General features: G+C 66.2%; 15 protein-coding genes. 8 read left to right on the forward strand and 7 right to left on the reverse strand.

What is annotated here, in order from left to right; translation table 11 throughout:
• The first annotated feature begins 67 nt into the window (after window positions 1-67).
• The 3 genes from ACQY4V_RS02680 (at window position 68) to cysK (ending at window position 5,676) form a co-directional block, all read left to right on the forward strand.
• The gene (locus tag ACQY4V_RS02680; protein WP_428515389.1) at window positions 68-1,774 is read left to right on the forward strand and encodes a hypothetical protein; all 1,707 of its coding nucleotides are present in this window, start codon (window positions 68-70) and stop codon (window positions 1,772-1,774) included.
• 152 nt (window positions 1,775-1,926) lie between these two features.
• The gene (locus tag ACQY4V_RS02685) at window positions 1,927-4,434 is read left to right on the forward strand and encodes a GcvT family protein (protein ID WP_428515390.1); all 2,508 of its coding nucleotides are present in this window, start codon (window positions 1,927-1,929) and stop codon (window positions 4,432-4,434) included.
• Window positions 4,435-4,605: 171 nt separating this feature from the next.
• A complete protein-coding gene (gene cysK, locus ACQY4V_RS02690; protein ID WP_428515391.1) occupies window positions 4,606-5,676 on the forward strand; it encodes a cysteine synthase A in 1,071 nt (356 codons plus the stop codon).
• Window positions 5,677-6,141: 465 nt separating this feature from the next.
• On the opposite strand, the gene ACQY4V_RS02695 is transcribed toward cysK, so the two are convergent.
• The 6 genes from ACQY4V_RS02695 to ACQY4V_RS02720 all read right to left on the reverse strand — a co-directional run bounded on the left by ACQY4V_RS02695 (window position 6,142) and on the right by ACQY4V_RS02720 (window position 12,533).
• Window positions 6,142-6,888, reverse strand: a complete 747-nt coding sequence (locus ACQY4V_RS02695) for a GH25 family lysozyme (RefSeq protein ID WP_428515392.1) — start codon at window positions 6,886-6,888, stop codon at window positions 6,142-6,144.
• Window positions 6,885-7,544 (reverse strand): DUF938 domain-containing protein, encoded by a 660-nt coding sequence (locus tag ACQY4V_RS02700; RefSeq protein ID WP_428515393.1) that lies wholly within the window; start codon window positions 7,542-7,544, stop codon window positions 6,885-6,887. The genes ACQY4V_RS02695 and ACQY4V_RS02700 overlap by 4 nt, the downstream gene beginning before the upstream one ends.
• A 276-nt stretch (window positions 7,545-7,820) precedes the next feature.
• Entirely contained in the window at window positions 7,821-8,894 is a 1,074-nt protein-coding gene (locus tag ACQY4V_RS02705; RefSeq protein WP_428515394.1) for a BMP family ABC transporter substrate-binding protein, read from the reverse strand.
• 28 nt (window positions 8,895-8,922) lie between these two features.
• A complete protein-coding gene (locus ACQY4V_RS02710) occupies window positions 8,923-9,843 on the reverse strand; it encodes an ABC transporter permease (RefSeq protein WP_428515395.1) in 921 nt (306 codons plus the stop codon).
• On the reverse strand, window positions 9,843-10,925 hold the full coding sequence (locus tag ACQY4V_RS02715; protein WP_428515396.1) for an ABC transporter permease: 1,083 nt from the start codon (window positions 10,923-10,925) through the stop codon (window positions 9,843-9,845). The genes ACQY4V_RS02710 and ACQY4V_RS02715 overlap by 1 nt, the downstream gene beginning before the upstream one ends.
• Before the next feature lie 90 nt (window positions 10,926-11,015).
• Window positions 11,016-12,533: an ABC transporter ATP-binding protein gene (locus ACQY4V_RS02720; RefSeq protein ID WP_428515397.1), complete on the reverse strand. Its 1,518-nt coding sequence runs from the start codon at window positions 12,531-12,533 to the stop codon at window positions 11,016-11,018.
• A 166-nt stretch (window positions 12,534-12,699) separates the two neighbouring features.
• Between ACQY4V_RS02720 and dnaE the strand changes: the two genes are divergently transcribed.
• On the forward strand, window positions 12,700-16,248 hold the full coding sequence (gene dnaE, locus ACQY4V_RS02725) for a DNA polymerase III subunit alpha (RefSeq protein ID WP_428515398.1): 3,549 nt from the start codon (window positions 12,700-12,702) through the stop codon (window positions 16,246-16,248).
• Window positions 16,249-16,365: 117 nt separating this feature from the next.
• Window positions 16,366-17,217 carry a hypothetical protein gene (locus ACQY4V_RS02730; RefSeq protein WP_428515399.1) on the forward strand — a complete coding sequence of 284 codons (852 nt, stop codon included), beginning with the start codon at window positions 16,366-16,368 and terminating at the stop codon, window positions 17,215-17,217.
• A gap of 23 nt (window positions 17,218-17,240) precedes the next feature.
• Here the strand turns inward: ACQY4V_RS02730 and ACQY4V_RS02735 are convergent, their stop codons facing one another.
• Window positions 17,241-17,435, reverse strand: coding sequence for a SlyX family protein (locus tag ACQY4V_RS02735; RefSeq protein ID WP_152496208.1), 195 nt, complete (start codon window positions 17,433-17,435; stop codon window positions 17,241-17,243).
• A 164-nt stretch (window positions 17,436-17,599) separates the two neighbouring features.
• Between ACQY4V_RS02735 and hisS the strand changes: the two genes are divergently transcribed.
• Genes hisS through hisG form a run of 3 tightly spaced genes read left to right on the forward strand, consistent with a single transcriptional unit; the run spans window position 17,600 to window position 20,873 of the window.
• The gene (gene hisS, locus ACQY4V_RS02740) at window positions 17,600-19,087 is read left to right on the forward strand and encodes a histidine--tRNA ligase (RefSeq protein WP_428515400.1); all 1,488 of its coding nucleotides are present in this window, start codon (window positions 17,600-17,602) and stop codon (window positions 19,085-19,087) included.
• Window positions 19,084-20,181, forward strand: coding sequence for an ATP phosphoribosyltransferase regulatory subunit (locus ACQY4V_RS02745; RefSeq protein ID WP_428515401.1), 1,098 nt, complete (start codon window positions 19,084-19,086; stop codon window positions 20,179-20,181). The genes hisS and ACQY4V_RS02745 overlap by 4 nt, the downstream gene beginning before the upstream one ends.
• Window positions 20,178-20,873: an ATP phosphoribosyltransferase gene (hisG, locus tag ACQY4V_RS02750; protein ID WP_428515402.1), complete on the forward strand. Its 696-nt coding sequence runs from the start codon at window positions 20,178-20,180 to the stop codon at window positions 20,871-20,873. The genes ACQY4V_RS02745 and hisG overlap by 4 nt, the downstream gene beginning before the upstream one ends.
• Window positions 20,874-20,891: the final 18 nt, after the last annotated feature.

Here is a 20,891-nt window from a genome sequence, read left to right on the forward strand (position 1 = left end):
CGCAGCCATCCCAATCCTGCCCGAATTGACTGGCATGCCATGTCGCAAACACGTTGCGGAGCAGGGCATGATAAACGCATATTCCATCGGGTTCGTTCTGACCGCCGGGACCATCCTGGCCGGTGTGGATTATTATGATCAATCGAACAGGGCCGGCTTTTCGCTCGGGCAGATGACGCCCGGGGCCTATATCGAGACCATTCCGAACAGGTTCAGCGCCGCCAAGGATGAGAAGCTTGCCGAGCAGGCCGAGCGCGAGCGCCAGAGCCGCTGGCGGCAGGGCGGCCAGGTCTATCTGCCCGAGGCGCCCGAAGGCTGGGAGCGACGCGCCCTGCTGGATGGCGACGACAGCGCGATCCTGCCGCCCGAGGCCGGGCTGGACGGCTCCATGAGCAGCTCTGCTGGCAAGGGGTTTCTGCAACAGATGGAGGCGCGCGACCACGTCAAGCAGCTCAAGGAGCGCGCCGAGCAGTCCTGGATCTATCAGCGCGGTACCGAAACAGTCCTTGTCGAGGTGCGGCTGGTGAAGCGGCCCAGCTCGAGTTCGCTCTTTGGTGTCGTGGCCAGTGCGATGGATGGTGCCATGATGAACGCCTTCGAGCGCAATGTGGGATACGGCGTGACCGGCGGGTTCGGCCTGACCGAGAAGCTGGCGCATGACGGTAAGCGGCCCTATCACTTCCGCTATCTCGAAGGGTCGATCGGCTTCGGTAACGAGGTTCACCTGCGCGTTCACGCCAACGCGTCGCGCGAAGCCACGCAAGAAATCCTGAGCCGGATCGACTATGACGGCCTGAACAGCCTGCTGCCGCGCCCGGTGCCGAGCGTGGGCAATGACGTAGGCTTGCCCGATGGCATCGACCCGATCGCGCTGAGCCTGGAGTTGCGTCGTCTGAAAACGGAGTTCCTGGGTCTCCGCGCGCTGGAGGCGCAGTACAAGATCGAGAATATCGACACCGGCGCCATGGTTCTGAGTGCCTATTCGACGCGCCTTGGCGGCATGGGCGGTGATATCGACATCACAGGCGGCAAGGTGACCGACCTGAGCGGGTTGATCGAGCTCGGCTATTACCGGGGCCGCGAGGCCGTGATGGCCGGCAAATCCGCCGAGGAGGTGCAGGCCGAGGTCAAGCAGATGGTCGACACCGTGATGATGGTGGCCGATGCCGAGACCGCCGCCGCGGCAGCCCGCGCCGCCAACGCGCCCGAGCCGGAAATGTCACCCGAGTTGCAGGCCGAGCTTGGCGCGCTGAGCGAGGCCACGAACATGCCGCTCAAGACCGCTCCGGGATCGAACGCGCTCGACACGGAGGCGGTCGCCGCCGCCAACCGGGCACGGGACATGGAGGCATCGGCGGGTGGCAAGATCCTGATGCAGGTCGACGAGGAAAACAGCGACCGCGCCGCCGGCATGATTTTTTCCAGGGCCATCGACCTGGTCGAATTCGAAACATTCCGCGCGGCGCGCAATGCCAGCGACGAGGAGATGGAGATGGGCATGGCCATCGCCGCCTCGGGTTTCGAGAGCAGGCACGACCTGCCGCAGGGCAGTTGCAGCTTTGAAATGGCTGCGCTGCGGGTGGAATGCGACACGTCGAAGGGAATGCAACCCAGCGGCCTGCTGTCCAAGCTGATCACCCAGGTCACCGGCGGCGAGGAGGGCGCGTCGTTGACGCCCCAACCTACGGAGCCCGCGGCCATGCCCAAGCGGCTCGAGTTGTCCAGTGAAAGCGGACAGTCCGGCCAACGCTGCGTTGGAAGTTTTTGCGACTAGACCAGAGCTGTCTTAACGAATCCTGAACGCGCCGTGCCCGAGTATGGGTGCGGCGCGTCGTTTTTGTTCGGTGACATGTCGGATGGACCCGCCGCATGTTTACAGGCGTGATACAACGCACGCCAGCATGCCTGCCAAGGGAGTCGGATGTCATGAAAACCCAAGTAAAAGCACTGATCGTGGGCGGCGGTGCCGTCGGGACCTCGATCGCCTATCATCTGGCCCGCGCAGGCTGGGAAGACGTCATGCTGATCGAGCGTGACGAGCTGACCTCCGGCTCGACATGGCACGCTGCGGGCCTTCTGCCATATTTCAACATGTCTTATGCGACGACGCATATTCATGACTACTCGATCAAGTTTTACAAGACCCTCGAGGAAGAGACCGGTCTGAACGCCGGCTTTTCCGTCGTGGGCAACCTGCGCATGGCCCAGAGCAAAGAGCGTATGGATGAATATATGCTTTACGCTTCGACCGCGGAGACCTGTGGTGTGCCCTATGAATGGATGACGCCCGCGCAGATCAAGGACCGCTGGCCGCTGGTCAATACCGACGATCTGGAAGGCGCGATCTATCACCCGACCGACGGCTATATCAACCCTGCCGACGTGACCATGGCGATGGCCAAGGGCGCGCGCCAGCGCGGCGTGATGATCGAGCGCAAGTGGCAGGCCGATGGCTTTGAGTGGAAGGGCGATCACTGGGACGTCACGCTGACCAAGATGGTCGAGAAGGGTGGCAACCTGGTGCCCTCTGACGAGCAGATTGTCGTGTCCGCAGAACACGTTGTGACCGCCAGCGGCAACCACGCGCAGCGCACCGCGCGGATGTTGGGCATCAAGATGCCGGCGATCCCGGTGGAGCACCAGTTCATCGTGACCGAGCCCGATGCCGAGTTGGTCAAGTACCGCCAGAACGGTGGCGAAGAGCATCCGGTTCTGCGCGATGCCGACGCTAAGTGGTACGTCCGCGAAGAGCGTGGCGGCTGGATCCTCGGCCCCTACGAGCTGAACGCGCCGGCGCGGTTCGAATACTCGGTGCCGGACACGTTCCGCGCCGACCTCTTCCCGCTGGATCTGGAGCGGATCGAGGAAGAATACATGTCGATGATCCACCGGATCCCGTCGACGGAAACCGTTGGTTTGAAAGACGATTACAACGGTCCGATCTGCTATACCCCCGACGGCAACCCGCTGGTCGGCCCCGCGCCGGGGCTGCGCAACATGTGGCTGGCCGAGGGCTTCAGCTTTGGCATCACCGCGGCCGGTGGCACGGGCTATTACCTGGCGCAGCTGATGGTCGAAGGCGAGGCCGAGATCGACATGGCGAGCCTCGATCCCAAGCGGTATTCCAGCAATTGGATGACGACCGAGTTTGCCGCGCGCAAGAACGAGGAAGCCTATGAGCACGTCTATATTCTGCACCACCCCGACGAGGAACGGCCCGCCTGCCGCCCGCTGCGTACGGCGCCCGCCTATGACCGGCAGAAGGCGCGCGGCGCGCAGTTCGGCTTTGTCAATGGATGGGAAAGACCCAACTATTTCGGGCCCTTGGATGCCCCGGACAGCTTTGATCACGACGCGCGGTCCTTCCGTCGTGGCGGCTGGTGGGAGCACACCAAGGCCGAGGCGGAAGCGGTGCGCAACGGCGTGGGCCTGATCGATGCGACCGCATTCACCAAGCACGTGGTGAAGGGCCCCGGGGCGACGGCGTTCCTGGACTGGTTCACCTGCAACAAGCTGCCCAAGGTGGGTCGCATCAACCTGACCTACGCGCTGACGGATCATGGCACGACGCGCACGGAATACACGATCGTGCGGACCGGCGAGAACGCGTATTATTGTGTCTCGGCAGGGGCTTGGACCGAATACGACGCCGATTACCTGCGCAAGGCGGCCGAGGAGAAGGCCGAGGAGTTCGGGTATATCGAGATCCAGGACGTGACGACGCAATGGGGTGTCTTCGCCATCGCGGGGCCGAAATCGCGCGACGTTCTGAACGAGGTGATCAAGGACGCCGATCCGGCTACGGCCTTGAGCAACAAGCGTTTTCCGTGGCTGTCATGCCGCGAGATCGAGCTGGGCATGTGCCCGGTGAAGGCGATCCGCGTGGCCTATACCGGCGAGCTGGGATGGGAGCTGCATCACCCGATCGAGATGCAGAACTACCTGTTCGACCTGCTGGAAAAGGCGGGCGAGAAGCACGGGATGAAGCTGGTCGGGGCACGGGCGCAGAACTGGTTGCGGCAGGAGAAATCCTATCGCGCCTTCGGCAACGAGCTGGGCCGTGACGCGACCCCGCTGGAAGCCGATCTGCCGCGCTTTGTCGATCTGGATAAGGACTTCCACGGCAAGGATAAATTGCAGGAAACGGGTGTGCGCTCGAAGTGCTGCACGCTGCTGATCGACGGACCGGAAGACGCTGATCCGTGGGGCCGCGAGGTGCTTTACACCGAGGATGGCACGCGGGTCGGGCGGCTGACCTCGGGCGGGTATTCGGTGCATTTCGGACAGTCGATCGGGATGGGCTATGTGACGCCTGATCTGGCGGTCGAGGGCACCAGGCTGAAGGTCAAGATGTTCGACAAGCTGTGGGACGCGACAGTGACCTGCGACAGCCCGTATGACCCGAAGAACGAGACCATCCGCAAGGATGGGTGAGGGGGGCGCGACTCGGGGGGTTAACGGCTGAAACCCGGGTCGGTATCACGTCAGTATTTCAGTGGTAACGCGTCGGTGCCTTGCGCATCGGCGCGTTTCTTAATGGAGCGTCCCAAAAGCGGTTAAAACTGTGTTAAGAGTCGGGGGAAAACCTGACCCCGGGAGGATACCATGAGACGCCGAACAACAAAGGGCCGCGGCCGCCGCTATGACAGCGTTCTGGACACGGTGGGCGACACGCCCGTGATCCGTGTGAACCGGATCGCGCCCAAGGGCGTGACCGTCTACGTCAAGGCCGAGGCGTTCAACCCGGCGGCGTCGGTCAAGGACCGGCTGGCGCTGAACATCATCGAGGCCGCCGAGGCCGATGGCAGCCTGAAGCCGGGGCAGACGGTGGTGGAGGCCACGTCGGGCAATACCGGGATCGGGCTGGCGATGGTCTGCGCCGCCAAGGGTTATCCGCTGGTGGTGACGATGGCCGAGAGTTTCTCGGTCGAGCGGCGCAAGCTGATGCGGATGCTGGGGGCGAAGGTGGTGCTGACGCCGAAGGCGCTGAAGGGGTTCGGGATGTACACCAAGGCCAAGGAACTGGCCGAGGAAAACGGCTGGTTCCTGGCGAGCCAGTTCGAGACGAAGGCCAACGCCGATATCCACGAGGCCACCACCGGGCGCGAGATCCTGGGCGATTTCGAGGGCGAGCGGCTGGACTATTGGGTGACGGGCTATGGCACCGGCGGGACGGTGACGGGCGTGGCGCGGGTGCTGCGACGCGAGCGGCCCGACACGAAGATCATCCTGAGCGAGCCGGCGAATGCGGCGATCATCTCTTCGGGCTATGTGAACACCCGCAACGACCAGCATCAGCCCACGGAAAGCCACCCGAATTTCGAGCCGCATCCGATCCAGGGCTGGACGCCGGATTTCATTCCCTACGTGATCCAGGAGGCGATCGACAACAGCTATTATGACGAGCTGATCCCGGTGGCCGGGGCCGATGGCGTGAAATGGGCGCGTCGGCTGGCGGCGGAGGAAGGCATCTTTACCGGCATTTCGGGCGGCGCCACCTTCGCGGTTGGGATGCAGGTGGCGGAGACCGCGCCGGAAGGATCGGTGATATTGGTCACGCTGCCCGATACGGGCGAGAGGTACCTGTCGACGCCGCTGTTCGAGGGCGTGCCGGAGGAGATGACCGAGGAGGAGGCGGAGATTTCACGCTCCACCCCGTCGGCGCAGATGGGGTAGGGGCGTCGTCGGATCGGATGTGGGCTGTGCGGGACATAGAAGACGTTCACGGCGGAGGCTATCGTCAGCCCCTGGGGTGGCGATCCGACTGCAATTCTGAAGCACTTTATGCCTGCCAACCACATCCTCGGAATGATCGGTGAGCCCAGCCTCAGCCAAATCGCCAGCCCAAGGGAGGGGCTGACGATGGCCGGGCCGCTTCGCGGCTGTTAACCGGCTGGGTGCTCGACACGCAAGTTTCACAAGGGCTGGAAGCGAACGAACACCTCGCCGATGATCGCCTCTCTGGTTTCGTGACGATCATATGTGCATCAGGTGCGTTGGTTTATGCCTTGGCCGCCCGGGCTTTTTGCGGAGGTTTCACGATCGACATTGTCCTACCCCCCTTTTTGACGTGATCCTTGTCCTGTCAGCAATGTCGGGGAAAGAGCCTTGAAACTTAAGGGGAATTGACCTGGGCGCGCCTTATCGCGTGCGCGCCCGAAGCCAACGTTGCCAGGTGGCGCGGTTGCCGGCGAAGACGTTGATGTCGACGCCGCCCCCGACGCCCGGCACCACGCCGGTGCCGGTATATTGCCAGAAGCTCCAGCTTTGGCCGGGATAGGTGGTGGCGAGCGTCCGCGCGGTGGAGCGCAGCCAGAATTCCTCGTTCAATTGGCCGATGCCGGTCTGGCGGTAGAATTCCAGCGTGGTGTAGATGATCGGACGCTGGCCGTAGTGACGTTCCAGGATGTCCATGAAGACGCGCGCCTGTCGGCGGACCTCGGCCCCCGGCGGGCGGGTGGTGCAGGTGGGGGAATAGGGATTCCACTCCAGGTCGATCACCGGCGGCAGGGCGCCGCTCTCGCGGGGGACGTTGCGGATGAACCAGCGGGCCTGCACCTCGGGCGGGGTGCAGAAATAGTAGAAATGGTAAGCGCCGCGCGGGAGGCCGGCCTGACCCGCGCCGCCCCAGTTGCGGGCGAACTTCGGGTCCAGCCGGTCGCCGCCTTCGGTCGCCTTGATGAAGGCGAACTCGATGCCGGACTGGCGGACGCGGGCCCAGTCGATATCGTCCTGGAAGCGCGCGACGTCGATGCCGTGTATGTCGTAGGCCCAGGGCGGGGGGCCGTCCCAGTCGACCGGATCGTTGTCGCCGAATTGGGGGCCTGCGCAGGCGGAGGTCAGGGTGAGCAGGCAAAGGGTCAGCGCCGCGACAAGAAACCGGGTCATGCAGTATCCTTTGATCGTACCATTACCAGGGCGAGGTTGTTGGCCGGCATCTCGGTGCGCGCGATGACGTCCAGACCTGACTCGCCCGCCCAGCGTAACATGTCGGCGTCGTTCTTGTAGCCCGCTTCGGGATGATCGGCGCGGATGGCGGCATCGAACCGGGCGTCGCCGTCAGAGGTCGCCCGGCCATCGCGCAGGAAGGGGCCGTAGACGATGAAGCGGCCCTGCGGGGCGAGGGCCTTGCCGGCCTCGGCGATCAGCGTGCGGACGGCCTGGGTCGAGACGAGGTGCAGCAGGTTGACCAGCAGGACGAGGGCAAATCCGTTGTGGGTGGCGGACCAGCCGGGTCGGGTCGCGTCGAGGGCATGTGGCGGCAGGATCGCGCCTTGGGGTGCGTCGGCGGACCAGGCGCCGATGGAGGCGAGGCGGTCGTCGGTGATGTCGGTGGGCTGCCAGATGAGACCGGGCAGGTGAGTGGCGAAATGGGTGACGTGCTGGCCAGTGCCGCTGGCGAGTTCGAGCGCGGTGCCCGACGCCGGAGCGTGGGTCTTTAGCAGGTCGAGGAGTGCGTCCGCGTTGCGCTCGGCGGCGGGGGCGTGCAGGCGGGCGCCTGTGCCCTTGTGGGCGACGGAGATGCGGGGCGGGATGTCTGTCATGTGGACAGTTGGGACGGGATCGCGCCTTGGTGCAAGGGTGATTTTGCGTGCAGGAGGTCCCGGGTCAGGCCCGGGACGGGGGGCGCGGATGGGTGTCGAATTTGGCGGAAGGCGGGGCGGGTGGGGTGTCACCCACCAAAGAGGTGGGTTGTCACCCACCCTACGCGAAGCGCCGAGGTCATCCCCGATTGGACCCTAAAACCTCGCAGACGGTCATCCTCGGGTCGAGCCCGAGGATGACCGTGGGCCCCGCCGGGTTGGGCGGGGCCTTGATGTTTATTGCGGGATCTCGGCGGTGATGCCTTCGACGAAGAAATCCATGCCCAGGAGCGTGCCGTCATCGGCGACCTCGCCCTCGGCCAGCCAGGCGGAGCCGTCCTGGCGGTTCAGCGGGCCGGTGAAGGGGTGGTACTCGCCTGCCGCGATGGACTCTTTCATCGCCAGCGCCTCTTCCTTGACGTCGGCCGGCACGGCGTCGGTGATCTCGCCGATCTCGACCATGCCGGGGCCGATGCCGTCCCAGGTCTCGGCGCTTTCCCAGCTGCCGTCGATCACCGCCTGGGTGCGGGCGATATAGTAGGGCGCCCAGTTGTCGATGATGGAGCTGACGCGCGGTGTGGGCTTGTACTCGGCCATGTCGGACGCTTGCCCGAAGGTGATGACGCCCTCGGCCTTTTCCGCCGCCGCCTGGGGCGCGGTCGAGTCGGTGTGTTGCAGGATCACGTCGGCGCCCTGGTCGATGAGCGCGGTGGCGGCGTCGGCCTCTTTCGGGGGATCGAACCAGGTGTAGGCCCAGATCACCTTGAACTCGACCTCCGGGTTGACCTTCTTGGCGTGGATATAGGCGGCGTTGATGCCGCGGATCACCTCGGGGATGGGGAAGGAGGCGATGTAGCCGACGATGTTGGATTCGGTCATCTTGCCGGCGATATGTCCCTGGATGGCGCGCCCCTCGTAGAAGCGGGCGGAGTAGACCGAGACGTTGTCGGCGGTCTTGAAACCGGTGGCGTGCTCGAACTTCACGTCCGGGAATTTCTGCGCAACGGCCATGGTGGCGTCCATGAAGCCGAAGGAGGTGGTGAAAATCAGATCCGCGCCTTGCAGCGCCATCTGGGTGATCGCACGCTCGGCATCGGCGCCTTCGGGGACGCTTTCCTGGAAGACGGTTTCGACCTGGTCGCCGAAATGCTCCTCGACGGCGAGGCGGCCCTGGTCGTGTTCATAGGTCCAGCCGCCGTCGCCGACGGGGCCCACGTAGATGAAGCCGACCTTGGTCTTGTCCTGCGCCGGCGCGGGCAGGGCGAGGCCGAGCGACAGCGCCGCCGTGGCCAGAATTCTGGTGAGGATCATTGAGGTCTCCCTGTTGGAATGGTTGGCCTCATTGCGAGGCATGGAACGTGCGGCCCAGCGAGCCGGGCGCGCGGGATTTGTCGCCGGACATGATGACCAGCACGAGGATGGTGATCAAGTAGGGCGACATGGAGAGGTATTCGACCGGGATCGGGATGCCGGTGGGCTGGAGGTTCAGTTGAAGCACCGAGATGCCCCCGAAAAGCCAAGCGCCCAGAAGGACGCGGCCGGCCTTCCAACTGGCGAAGACCACGAGCGCGAGCGCGATCCAGCCAGAGCCGGCGGTCATCCCTTCGGTCCATTGCGGGACGCGCACGAGGCTGAGATAGGCGCCGCCCAGCCCCGCGCAGGCGCCGCCGAAGAGGATGGCCAGAAGGCGCACGCGCACGACCTTGTAGCCCAGCGCGTGGGCGGCGTCGTGGTTTTCGCCCACAGCGCGCAGGATGAGGCCCAGCCTCGTGTAATTGAGCATCGCCCAGACGACGGCGACAAGCGCGAGGGCGAGATAGACCATCAGGTCGTGGGAAAAGAGGATGCGGCCGAGGACGGGCAGGTCCGACAGCACCGGGATGTCGAGGCTGCGCGTGGGAGGCGGCTTGATGCCCTGGTAGCCCTGGCCCAGGAGCGCGCTGAGCCCGAGGCCGAAAAGCGTGAGGGCAAGGCCCGAGGCGACCTGGTTGGCGAGCGCGACCTGGGTCAGGAGGCCGAAGAGCAGGGAAAGGACGGCCCCGCCGAGGGCTGCCGCCACGAAGCCGATGAAGGGCGAGCCGGTGTTGACCGCGATGGCGAAGCCGCAGATCGCCCCGGTGATCATCATGCCCTCGACCCCGAGGTTGAGCACGCCCGCGCGCTCCACCACCAGCTCGCCGAGCGCGGCCAGCAGGATCGGGGTGGAGGCCACGATGAGCGAGGCCAGAAGCAGGATGGGGTCGATCGCGGAGAGGTCCATCAGGCCACCTCCGCCGATTTCCACCGCAGGCGGAAATGGGTCAGCACGTCGACGGCCAGCAGGAAGAAGAGAAGCATGCCCTGGAACATCTGGATGGCGGCGGCGGGCAGGCCGAGGTTCGACTCGGCAGCCTCGCCACCGATATAGGTCAGCGCCATCAAGAGCCCGGCCAGCAGGATGCCGACGGGGTGGAGGCGACCCAGGAAGGCCACGATGATGGCGGTGAAGCCGTAGCCCACGTTGAACTCGATATTGATCTGGCCCGCGGGCCCCGCGACCTCGAACATGCCGGCAAGGCCCGCCAGCGCGCCGGAGATCCCGAGGCAGATCAGCACCAGCCGCGCCGGGGCCACGCCTGCAAAGCGCGCGGCGCGGGGGGCCTGGCCCGCCAGCCTGATGTGAAAGCCCAGGAGGTGCCGGGTCAGCAGGATATAGGCGAAGATCACGGCGATGGTGGCGGCCACGACCCCCCAGTGGATGCCGGTATCGGCGAAGATCTCGGCGTTGTGGGCCGACGGATAGTCGCGCAGGTTGCGCGAGCCGGGAAAACCGCGCCCCTCGGGGTTGCGCAGAAGGCCCAGCGACATCTTGGCCAGAAGTTGCTCGGCCACGTAGACCAGCATTAGCGAGACGAGGATTTCGTTGGTGCCGAAGCGCACCTTCAGCAGGCCGGGGATCATCGCCCAGGCCCAGCCGCCGAGCGCGCCCGCGACGACCATAAGCGGGAAGATCAGCGCGGACTCGGTCGGATAGAAGGCCAGCCCCACGCCCGCGCCGGTGAGCGCGCCGATGATGTACTGCCCCTCGGCGCCGATGTTCCAGATGTTGGCGCGAAAGCCCAGTGCGAGGCCGATGGCGATGAGGATCAGCGGCGCGGCCTTCACCAGCAGTTGCGGGCGGTAGTAGAAGGCGAACTCGCCGAAAAGCGGCTCCCAGAAGATCGTGCGGATGGCCTCGAAAGGGTCTTGCCCGAGCGCGGCGAACATCGCGCCGCCGGCGATCATGGTGATCAATACGGCCAGTACCGGGGCCAGCGCGGACCAGGTGCGGGACGGTTGGGGGCGGCGCTCGAGTTTCAGCACGGGGTGCCTCCCGTGCCGGGGGCGGGGCCCCGTGTCTTCCTCTGGCCGGAAATATCCCCGCCGGAGGCAAGAAACTCTTTCTGCGCGGGGTCAGACATGCGCCACCTCCATGTCATGCGCGCCGCCCATCATCAGGCCGACCTGCTCGGTCGTCAGGTTGGCGGTGGGATGGATGTCCGACAGCCGGCCGGCGTTGAGCGCGGCGAAGCGGTCGGAGATCTGCATCAGCTCGTCGAGGTCCTGGCTGATGACCAGGATCGCCGCGCCCTTGGCGGCAAGATCCATCAACGCCTGGCGGATGAAGGCGGCGGCGGCGGCGTCGACGCCCCAGGTGGGCTGGTTGACGATCAGCACCTCTGGGTCATGCGCCATCTCGCGGCCGATGACGAATTTCTGCAGGTTGCCGCCCGAGAGCGCGCGGGCGGCCACCTCGGCGCCGGGGGTGCGCACGTCGAAATCGGCGATCACCTTTTCGGCGAAGCTGCGGGCGCGGGACCAATGGAGAAAACCGCGTTGCGACAGGTCCTGCCGGGTCGCGCCGGTCAGCAGGGTGTTTTCCGTCAGGCTCATCTCGGGCGCGGCGGCGTGGCCCAGCCGTTCCTCGGGGGCGGCGAAGAGGCCGAGGTCGCGCCGGGCCTGCGGGGGCAGGCGGCCGATGGGTGTTTCGTCGAGGCGCAGGGCGCCGGGCGTCACCGGCAACTCGCCCGAAAGCGCGGCGAGGAGTTCGTCCTGTCCGTTGCCCGCGACGCCGCCGATGCCGAGGATTTCGCCGGCGTGCAGCGTGAGCGACACCTTTTTGAGCGACGTGCCGAAGGCCGAGGGCGCGCGGACCGAGAGCGCGTCGAGCACGAGGCGCGCCTTTCCGCGCTCGGTGTCACGCCGGGCCGGGGAGGCGAAGGCGCTGCCGACCATCATCTCGGCCATCGCCTGCGCGGTGGTCTGCGCCGGATCGCAGGTGCCCACGTTACGGCCCCGGCGCAGGACGGTGGCGCGGTCGCAGAGCGTGCGGATCTCTTCCAGCTTGTGCGAGATATAGAGGATCGCCACGCCCTCGGAGGTGAGCTTGCGCAAGGTCTCGAAGAGGATCGCGACCTCTTGCGGGGTCAGGACCGAGGTGGGCTCGTCCATGATCAGCAGGCGGGGTTCCTGCAGGAGACAGCGGATGATCTCGACCCGCTGGCGTTCGCCGGCCGAGAGGTCGCCCACGGTGCGGGTGGGGTCGAGCGGCAGGCCGTAGGTTTCCGAGACCTCGCGAATCCGGGCGGCAAGGGTGCGCATGGGGGGCGGGGTTTCCATGCCGAGGGCCACGTTTTCCGCCACGGTGAGCGCGTCGAAGAGTGAGAAGTGCTGGAACACCATGGCGACGCCCTGTTGCCGCGCGTCGCTGGGCTCGGACGGTGTGAAGGGTGATCCATGCAGGTGCATCGTGCCGCTGTCGGGCTTGACCAAGCCGTAGATCATCTTGACCAGCGTGGATTTGCCCGCGCCGTTTTCGCCAAGAAGGGCGTGGACCTCGCCCGCGCGGATGTCGAAGCTGACGTCCTCGTTGGCGACCACGCCGGGATAGGCCTTGGTCAGCCCCTCGATGCTGAGCAGCGGTTCCGTCACGCGCCGTTGTCCCCCCGGTTTCGCGGTTCCCCGTCCCTGTTAGCGCAAGGCGGGCGGGCACGGCAATGGCGCGCGTTGGATACGCGGCGTCGGGCGGGCGCGGGTGATGCGGATTTGGGCAGATGTCGGGCTTGGCGGCGGGGGCGGCGCTGGATAGTGTGGCGGCATGAGCAGTTCCCCCCGATTCATCCACCTTCGCGTCCATACCGAGTACTCCCTGCTGGAAGGGGCGGTGCGGCTAAAAAAGCTGGCCGATCTTTGCACCCGGCACCAGATGCCCGCGGTGGCCGTGACCGACACCAACAACATGTTCGCCGCTCTGGAATTCTCCGTCACCGCGCAGGGGGCGGGGGTGCAGCCGATCATGGGCTGCCAGATGGACCTGGAATACATGACGCCCGAGCCGGGCAAGCGGCCGGTGCCGCCCGCGCCGGTGGTTCTGCTGGCGCAGAACGAGGAAGGCTACGAGAACCTGATGAAGCTCAATTCCGCGCTGTATCTGCGCGGGGACGGGCAGCTGGCGCATCTGACGGTGGAGGATCTGGAGGCGCATGGGGCGTCGGTGATCTGTCTGACCGGCGGGCCGGAGGGGGCCGTGGGCAAGCTCTTGCAACTGGGTCAGCGCCCGGCGGCGGAGGCGTTGATGCAGAAGCTGGCGGGGATCTTCGGGGATCGGCTTTACGTGGAGTTGCAAAGGCATCGGGGCGAGGCGGGCGTGCCGGAGGCGGAAGCCAAGACCGAGCGCGGGTTCGTCGAGATGGCCTACGCCATGGAGCTGCCGCTGGTGGCGACGAACGACGTCTATTTCCCCGAAGCCAAGATGTACGAGGCGCATGACGCGATGATCTGCGTCGCGGAAGGGGCTTACGTGGACCAGTCCGAGCCGCGGCGGCGGCTGACGGCGGAGCATTATTTCAAGTCGCCCGCCGAGATGGCGACGCTGTTCGCCGACTTGCCCGAGGCACTGGAGAACACGGTGGAGATCGCGCGGCGCTGTGCCTTCGGGGCCTATCGGCGCGACCCGATCCTGCCGCGCTTTGCCGATGACGAGGTGGACGAGTTGCGGCGGCAGGCCAAGGAAGGCCTGAAGGAGCGACTGGCGGTCATTCCCCATGCGGCGCCGGTCGAGGAGTACGAGAAGCGGCTGGAGTTCGAGCTGGGGATCATCGAGGGGATGGGCTTTCCCGGCTATTTCCTGATCGTGGCCGATTTCATCAAGTGGGCGAAGGACCATGACATCCCGGTGGGACCGGGGCGCGGGTCTGGCGCGGGCAGCCTCGTGGCGTATGCGCTGACGATCACGGACCTCGATCCGCTGCGGTACAGCCTGCTGTTCGAGCGGTTCCTGAACCCGGAACGTGTGTCGATGCCGGACTTCGACATCGACTTCTGCATGGATCGCCGGGAGGAGGTGATCCAGTACGTGCAAGGCAAATACGGGCGCGACAAGGTGGGGCAGATCATCACTTTCGGCGCGCTTTTGTCGAAGGCCGCGGTGCGCGATATCGGGCGGGTGTTGCAGATGCCCTATGGCCAGGTGGACCGCCTGTCGAAGATGATACCCGTCGAGGGGGTGAAGCCCGTCAGCATCGAGAAGGCGCTGGCGCAGGAGGATCGCCTGCGCGAGGAGGCCCGCAACGAGGAGGTCGTGGACCGCTTGCTGAAATACGGGATGCAGGTCGAGGGGCTGTTGCGCAACGCCTCGACCCACGCGGCGGGCGTGGTGATCGGGGACCGGCCGCTGGACGCGCTGGTGCCGCTGTACCAGGACCCGCGCTCGGACATGCCGGCGACGCAGTTCAACATGAAGTGGGTCGAGCAGGCCGGGCTGGTGAAGTTCGACTTTCTGGGGCTGAAGACGCTGACGGTGATCCAGAACGCGATCGAGCAGATCCATGCGGGTGGGCGGGATTTGCATACCGCCGCCGATGGGAGTCAAATCTACGAGCCGAACGAGGGGGCGGAGAACGATATCGGGCAGATCCCGCTCGATGACGAGAAGACCTATGCGCTTTATGCCAAGGCGAAGACGGTCGCGGTGTTCCAGGTGGAAAGCTCGGGTATGATGGATGCGCTGAAGCGCATGAAGCCCACCTGCATCGAGGATATCGTGGCACTGGTGGCGCTTTACCGGCCCGGGCCGATGGAGAATATTCCGAAATATTGCGAGGTGAAGAACGGGCTGAGCGAGCGGGACCATCTGCATCCGTCCGTGGATCACATTCTGGACGAGACGCAGGGCATCATCGTCTACCAGGAGCAGGTGATGCAGATCGCGCAGGAGATGGCGGGGTATTCCCTGGGCGGCGCGGACCTGCTGCGCCGGGCCATGGGCAAGAAGATCCAGGAGGCGATGGATGCCGAGCGGCCCAAGTTCATCGCGGGGGCCAAGGAAAACGGGGTGGACGACGCCAAGGCGCTGGAGGTCTGGAACCTTCTGGACAAGTTCGCCAACTATGGCTTCAACAAGTCGCACGCGGCGGCCTATGCGGTGGTCAGCTACCAGACGGCGTGGCTGAAGACCAATCACCCGGTGGAGTTCATGGCAGGCGTCATGAACTGCGATATCCACCTGACCGACAAGCTGGCGATCTATTTCGAGGAAGTGAAGAAGGGGCTGGAATTGCCTTGGGCGCCGCCTTGCGTGAATCGCTCGGACGCGACGTTTCAGGTGAAGGACGGCGTGCTGCATTACGGGCTGGGCGCGTTGAAGAACGTGGGCGTGGAGGCGATGCGGCTGATCGTGGCGGCGCGGCGCGAGGGGGGCGAGGAGGCCCCGGATCAGGTCCGGGGCGGGGGCGGTGAGAAGCCGTTCGTGACGCTTTATGATTTCGCCCGGCGGGTCGATCTGAAGGCGGTGGGCAAGCGGCCCTTGGAGATGCTGGCGCGGTCGGGCGCCTTTGATGAGCTGGACCGCAACCGGCGGCGGGTCTTCGACAGCCTGGAGGCGCTGATGCGCTATTCGGCGGCGATCCACGAACAGAAGGGCTCGGCCCAGGTGTCTTTGTTTGGCGAGGCGGGCGAGGACCTGCCGGAGCCGCGTTTGAGCCCGGTCGAGGACTGGCTGCCGGCCGAGCGGCTGACCGAGGAATATGCCGCCGTGGGGTTCTACCTGTCGGGGCATCCGCTGGACGATTACATGGCGGCGCTGAAGCGCAAGGACGTCAAGACGCTGGACGAGGTCAACGAACTGGCGGCGCGGTCGGGCGCCGTCGTGGCCAAGATGGCGGGTGTCGTGGCCGGGCGGCAGGAGCGCAAGTCCGCGCGCGGCAACCGCTTTGCCTTCGTGCAATTGAGCGATGTCACGGGGGGCTACGAGGTGACGATGTTCTCGGACACGCTGGAGGTGGCGCGCGAGCATCTGGAGACCGGCAACCAGGTGGTGATCGTGGTCGAGGCGACGATGGAAAGCGACCAGTTGAAGCTGTTGGCGCGCTCGGTACAGCCCGCCGATGCGGTGGTTGCGGATGCGGGCGCCAGCGGGCTGAAGATATTTGTCGACAGCGAGGCCGCCATCGGGTCGGTCGCGCAGGTGCTGACCAATGCGCCGGCGACGGCGGCACGGGGCGGGCGCGGTCCGATCCGCTTCTGCCTGATGAACGAGGCGCTGCCCGGCGAGGTGGAGATCGACGCGGGCCGGGAATTTCCGGTGACGCCGCAGATCAAGGGCGCGATCAAGAGCCTCGACGGCGTGGTGATGGTCGAGGACCTCTGAACCGGGGCCAAGTGATTCGGATCGGCAACACTCCACCGGCGCGGCGGCGGGCCAGTGGACCGGGTCGCGGTTCTGGGCTAAGTCGTTGATCGGATGCGATGGGACCCCGGGAGGACCATGCGGAAAATTGCGTTGATTTGCGTGCTGGCCCTGGCGGGGTGTGGCGCGCCCGAGGCCGAGATCGGCCGGTTGTCCGAGCAGGACCTGGCCGAGGATGCCCGGACCATGGGCGCGGTGCCCGGACCCGAAGCGCGGGCAGAGGCCGAGAGCGGCGGGTTCCTGGCGCGCCTGCTGGGCGGGAGCGCGCCAAAGGCGGAGGCCACGGACGTTCCCGAAGACGCGGAGGCCGGTGCGTCCGTGGAGACGGCCAGCCTGACGCCCCCGGAAACCTATGGCGCCACGCGCGAGGTCGAGCGGACACCGCAGCGTCGCGGTCTTTTCGGGCTGCGGGGCGGCGGCAACACGGCGGCGGCGGGCGCCACGAGCGAGATCGCGCCGGGTACGGTGCTGCCCTATGGGCGCGTCGCCAGGATTTGCGGCTTGAGTGACAGGCAGATGGGCAAGCGGGTCGAGACCCTGCCGGAAGGTCGGGGCAGGTACGCGCTTTACGACAGCGCACCGGGCAGCACGGCGCTGCGGAGCTTTTACCTGACCGGGTTCGACGACGGCTGCGCGCGGCAGTTCTCGGCCGCCGTCGCGGTGCTGGCCGGGGCCGAGTCGCACGAGCAGCTGCGCTATGGTCTGCCCGCCGAGGTGCAGCCCTACAGCACGACCGACAAGGCCTATGAGGACCTCAAGTCACGCGTGTGCCGGGTGGGACGGGGCAAGCCCTGTGGCACCCGGATCAACCGGCTGGAGCGGGACACGGTGTTCGTCAGCATCTACGAGCGGTTCGGCAGCAATGCGCAGTGGAACACGGTGCTGGTGCATGACGGCGCGGTGCTGGCGCAGGACCGCAAGGGCGGCTGAGCGCCCTTCGGGCCCGGTCTTGCCTACCAGTGGGGCGGGCGGCTGTCGCCGACGACGCTCTGGCCGTCCATCGTCGACTCGCGTTCGGCCTCGCGCTCCAGCAGCAGCTGAACGCGGCGATTGAGCAGGGCGATCACGGTTTCCTGCCGGGCGACCGTGTCGGACAGGTCGTCCACGGCCCGGATCAGGTGGGCGATTTTTTCTTCAAGTTCTTGCATCGGGTCTCTGGCCGTTTCGGTCGGGGAAATTATGATCAAATCGATGGGCGCGTCAATTGCCGGGAAACCGGATCTTTGCGCCCGCCCGCGCCTTGCCGTGCTTGCCCCGCAACCCGCCTTCGGCTAGACCGCGCCGCAAAGACCCCAGCCAAGGAACAAGGGACATGGCGAAGACCAAGAAGGCCCCGCGCCCCAAGGCGGAAACGCCCAAGGGGTTCCGCGATTATTTCGGTGTCGAGGTTTCCGAGCGCGCCGAGATGCTGCGCAAGATCGCCGGGGTCTATCATCGTTATGGCTTCGACGCGCTGGAGACCAGCGCGGTCGAGACGGTCGAGGCGCTGGGCAAGTTCCTGCCCGACGTCGACCGGCCCAACGAGGGCGTCTTTGCCTGGCAGGAGTTCGACGAGGACGACAAAGGCGACTGGATGGCGCTGCGCTATGACCTGACGGCGCCGCTGGCGCGGGTCTATGCGCAGTATCGCAACGACCTGCCGACGCCTTACCGGCGCTATGCGATGGGGCCGGTTTGGCGGAACGAGAAGCCGGGGCCGGGACGGTACCGGCAGTTCTATCAATGCGACGCGGATACGGTGGGCACGGCCAGCATGGCGGCGGATGCGGAGATCTGCGCGATGCTGGCGGATACGCTGGAAGAGGTGGGTATTCCGCGCGGGGACTACCTGATCCGGGTGAACAACCGGAAGGTTCTGAACGGGGTGCTGGAGGTCATGGGCCTTGACGAAGGCGACCAGCGTGACGCCGTTCTGCGGACCATCGACAAGTTCGACAAGGTGGGCGAGGAAGGCGTGCGGGCGCTCTTGACCGAAGGGCGGCTGGATGCCTCGGGGGCCTATATCGACGGGGTGGGATTGACCCATGCGCAGGCCAAGCCCGTGCTGGCTTTTCTGACATCCAAGGCCGAGGACGCGGCGGATACGCTTGCCAACCTGCGCGACGCGGTTGGCGAAAGCGCGATGGGCGCGGACGGCGTGCAGGAGCTTGAGGCGATTGCCGACCTGTTGGCCGCGCAGGGCTATGGCCCGGACCGGATCGTAATCGACCCGAGCGTGGTGCGAGGTCTTGGGTATTACACCGGGCCGGTCTACGAGGCGGAGCTGACCTTCGAGATCTTTGACGACAAGGGCCGCAAGCGGCAGTTCGGCTCGGTCGCGGGCGGGGGGCGCTATGACGACCTCGTGAAGCGGTTCACCGGGCAGGCGGTGCCGGCGACGGGGGTCAGCATCGGTGTGGATCGCCTGCTGGCGGCCTTGCGCGAGAAGGGGCGGATCGGGGGCACGGTCGAGGGGCCCGTGGTGGTGACCGTCATGGACCGGGATCGGATGGCGGATTACCAGGCAATGGTGTCGGAGCTGCGCAACGCGGGCATCCGGGCGGAGGTCTACCTTGGGAACCCCAAGAACTTCGGCAACCAGATGAAATACGCGGACCGGCGGGGCAGTCCCGTCGCGGTCATCGCGGGCAGCGACGAGTTCGACGCGGGCAAGTTGCAGATCAAGGACCTGGTCCTGGGGGCGCAGATTGCCGAGAACGCCACGCTGGAGGAATGGAAGGAACGCCCGAGCCAGTTCGAGGTGCCGCGCGACCAGCTGGTGGCGAAGGTGCGCGAGATCCTGGACGGTCAGGACGGATGAGTATCACCCCGGACAACCGCGCGGCGGTGAAGGCCGAGGCGGCGCGCCTGCGCGACATGTTCGAGGCGGCGGGCGCGGTTCCGGTGGAGACCTCGGTGCTGCAACCGGCGGACACGCTCCTGGACCTGTATGGCGAGGATATCCGGGCGCGGGCCTACGTGACCTCGGACGCGCTGCATGGCGAGCAGATGCTGCGGCCCGACTTTACCGTGCCGGTGGTGCAGATGCACATGGCGCATGGGGCGGAGCCGGCCTGTTACACCTATGCGGGCGAGGTGTTCCGGCGACAGGAAGACGACCGGGATCGGGCAAATGAATACCTGCAGGTGGGGTTCGAGATGTTCGACCGGCGCGCGCCCGAAGAGGCGGATGCGCGGGTCTTCGCGGTGATCCACGAGGCGGTGAAGCATTTGCCGTTACAGGCGGTCATCGGCGATATCGGCATCCTGATGGCCGCCGTCGACGGGCTGGAGACGACCGAGCGGCGCAAGGCGGCGCTGCGCCGGCATATCTGGCGGCCCCGGCGGTTCCGGGCGCTGATCGAGCGGTTCTCGGGCCGGGCGCCGGTGCCGGAGAGCCGGGCGGCGCTGTTGAAGGCGAAGGACCCGATGGCCTGTGATGCGCCGATGATCGGGCTGCGCGGGCCGGACGAGATTGCGGCGCGGATCAAGGCGCTGCGCGAGGACGCCGGGACCGCGCCGCTGGCGGCGCGGGAGGTCGAGTTGCTGGACGCGGTGCTGGCGGTGCGCGAGACCGCCGACAACGCGCTGGAGCAGTTGCGCGACATCGCGGTGGACATGCCGGCGATTGTCGGGGCGGTGGAGGTTCTGGCCAAACGGCTGGAGGCGCTGGAGCGCGCGGGCGTGGCGCCCGATAGCCTGGAGTTCGAGGCCAGCTATGGCCGCACCCAGATGGAATATTACGACGGTTTCGTCTTTGGCTTTTCGGTGCCCAAGCGCCCGGACTTGCCCCCGGTGGCCACGGGCGGGCGCTATGACGCGCTGACCCGGCGACTGGGCGGGGGGCACGAGATTCCTGCCGTGGGCGGCGTGATCCGCCCCGACCAGGTGGTGGCGCTGGGAGGCGGGGCATGAGCGTGAAGATCGGTGTGCCCTCGAAGGGTCGGTTGATGGAGAAGACCTTTGCCTGGTTTTCCGAGCGGGGCGTGGAACTGGGTCGGAGCGGCGAGGAGCGCGAATACGCAGGCTTTGTCCGCGGGGTCGAGAATGTCGAGCTGGTGCTGCTGTCGGCGGGGGAGATCCCGCGCGAGCTGGCGGCGGGCCGTATCCACCTGGGCGTGACCGGGCAGGACCTGGTGCGCGAGAAGCTGGGCGGCTGGGAGCAGGTGGTGGAAGAGGTCGAGGTTCTGGGCTTTGGCGCCGCGGACCTGGTGCTGGCGGTGCCGCAAGCCTGGGTGGACGTGGGCACGCTGGATGACCTGGATGCGGTGGCGGCGGCGTTTCGGGGCAAGCACGGGTATCGCCTGCGGATCGCGACGAAGTATCACCGGCTGGTGCGGGAATTCCTGCGCGACAACGGCGTGGCGGATTACCAGCTTGTCGACAGCCAGGGCGCGACCGAAGGCACGGTGAAGAACGAGACGGCGGAAGCGATTGCGGATATCACCTCGTCCGGCGACACGCTCAGGGCCAATCACCTGAAGACGCTGGAGGACGGGATGATCCTGCGCAGCCAGGCGACGCTGTTTCGCTCGCGCCGGGTGGCGCATGACCCGGACGATCACGCGGCGCTGAAGGCGCTGCTGGATACGCTGGGCGTGGACTGAGGACGTCTCTTGAGTATT

The sequence above is a fragment of the Roseovarius sp. genome (assembly GCF_965277045.1).
Lineage (GTDB): Bacteria > Pseudomonadota > Alphaproteobacteria > Rhodobacterales > Rhodobacteraceae > Roseovarius.

Coding starts and splice junctions, on each gene's coding strand:
- ACQY4V_RS02680 (WP_428515389.1), top strand. CDS start 68: ATGATAAACGCATATTCCATCGGGTTCGTTCTGACCGCCGGGACCATC.
- ACQY4V_RS02685 (WP_428515390.1), top strand. CDS start 1,927: ATGAAAACCCAAGTAAAAGCACTGATCGTGGGCGGCGGTGCCGTCGGG.
- cysK (WP_428515391.1), top strand. CDS start 4,606: ATGAGACGCCGAACAACAAAGGGCCGCGGCCGCCGCTATGACAGCGTT.
- ACQY4V_RS02695 (WP_428515392.1), bottom strand. CDS start 6,888: ATGACCCGGTTTCTTGTCGCGGCGCTGACCCTTTGCCTGCTCACCCTG.
- ACQY4V_RS02700 (WP_428515393.1), bottom strand. CDS start 7,544: ATGACAGACATCCCGCCCCGCATCTCCGTCGCCCACAAGGGCACAGGC.
- ACQY4V_RS02705 (WP_428515394.1), bottom strand. CDS start 8,894: ATGATCCTCACCAGAATTCTGGCCACGGCGGCGCTGTCGCTCGGCCTC.
- ACQY4V_RS02710 (WP_428515395.1), bottom strand. CDS start 9,843: ATGGACCTCTCCGCGATCGACCCCATCCTGCTTCTGGCCTCGCTCATC.
- dnaE (WP_428515398.1), top strand. CDS start 12,700: ATGAGCAGTTCCCCCCGATTCATCCACCTTCGCGTCCATACCGAGTAC.
- ACQY4V_RS02730 (WP_428515399.1), top strand. CDS start 16,366: ATGCGGAAAATTGCGTTGATTTGCGTGCTGGCCCTGGCGGGGTGTGGC.
- ACQY4V_RS02735 (WP_152496208.1), bottom strand. CDS start 17,435: ATGCAAGAACTTGAAGAAAAAATCGCCCACCTGATCCGGGCCGTGGAC.
- hisS (WP_428515400.1), top strand. CDS start 17,600: ATGGCGAAGACCAAGAAGGCCCCGCGCCCCAAGGCGGAAACGCCCAAG.
- ACQY4V_RS02745 (WP_428515401.1), top strand. CDS start 19,084: ATGAGTATCACCCCGGACAACCGCGCGGCGGTGAAGGCCGAGGCGGCG.
- hisG (WP_428515402.1), top strand. CDS start 20,178: ATGAGCGTGAAGATCGGTGTGCCCTCGAAGGGTCGGTTGATGGAGAAG.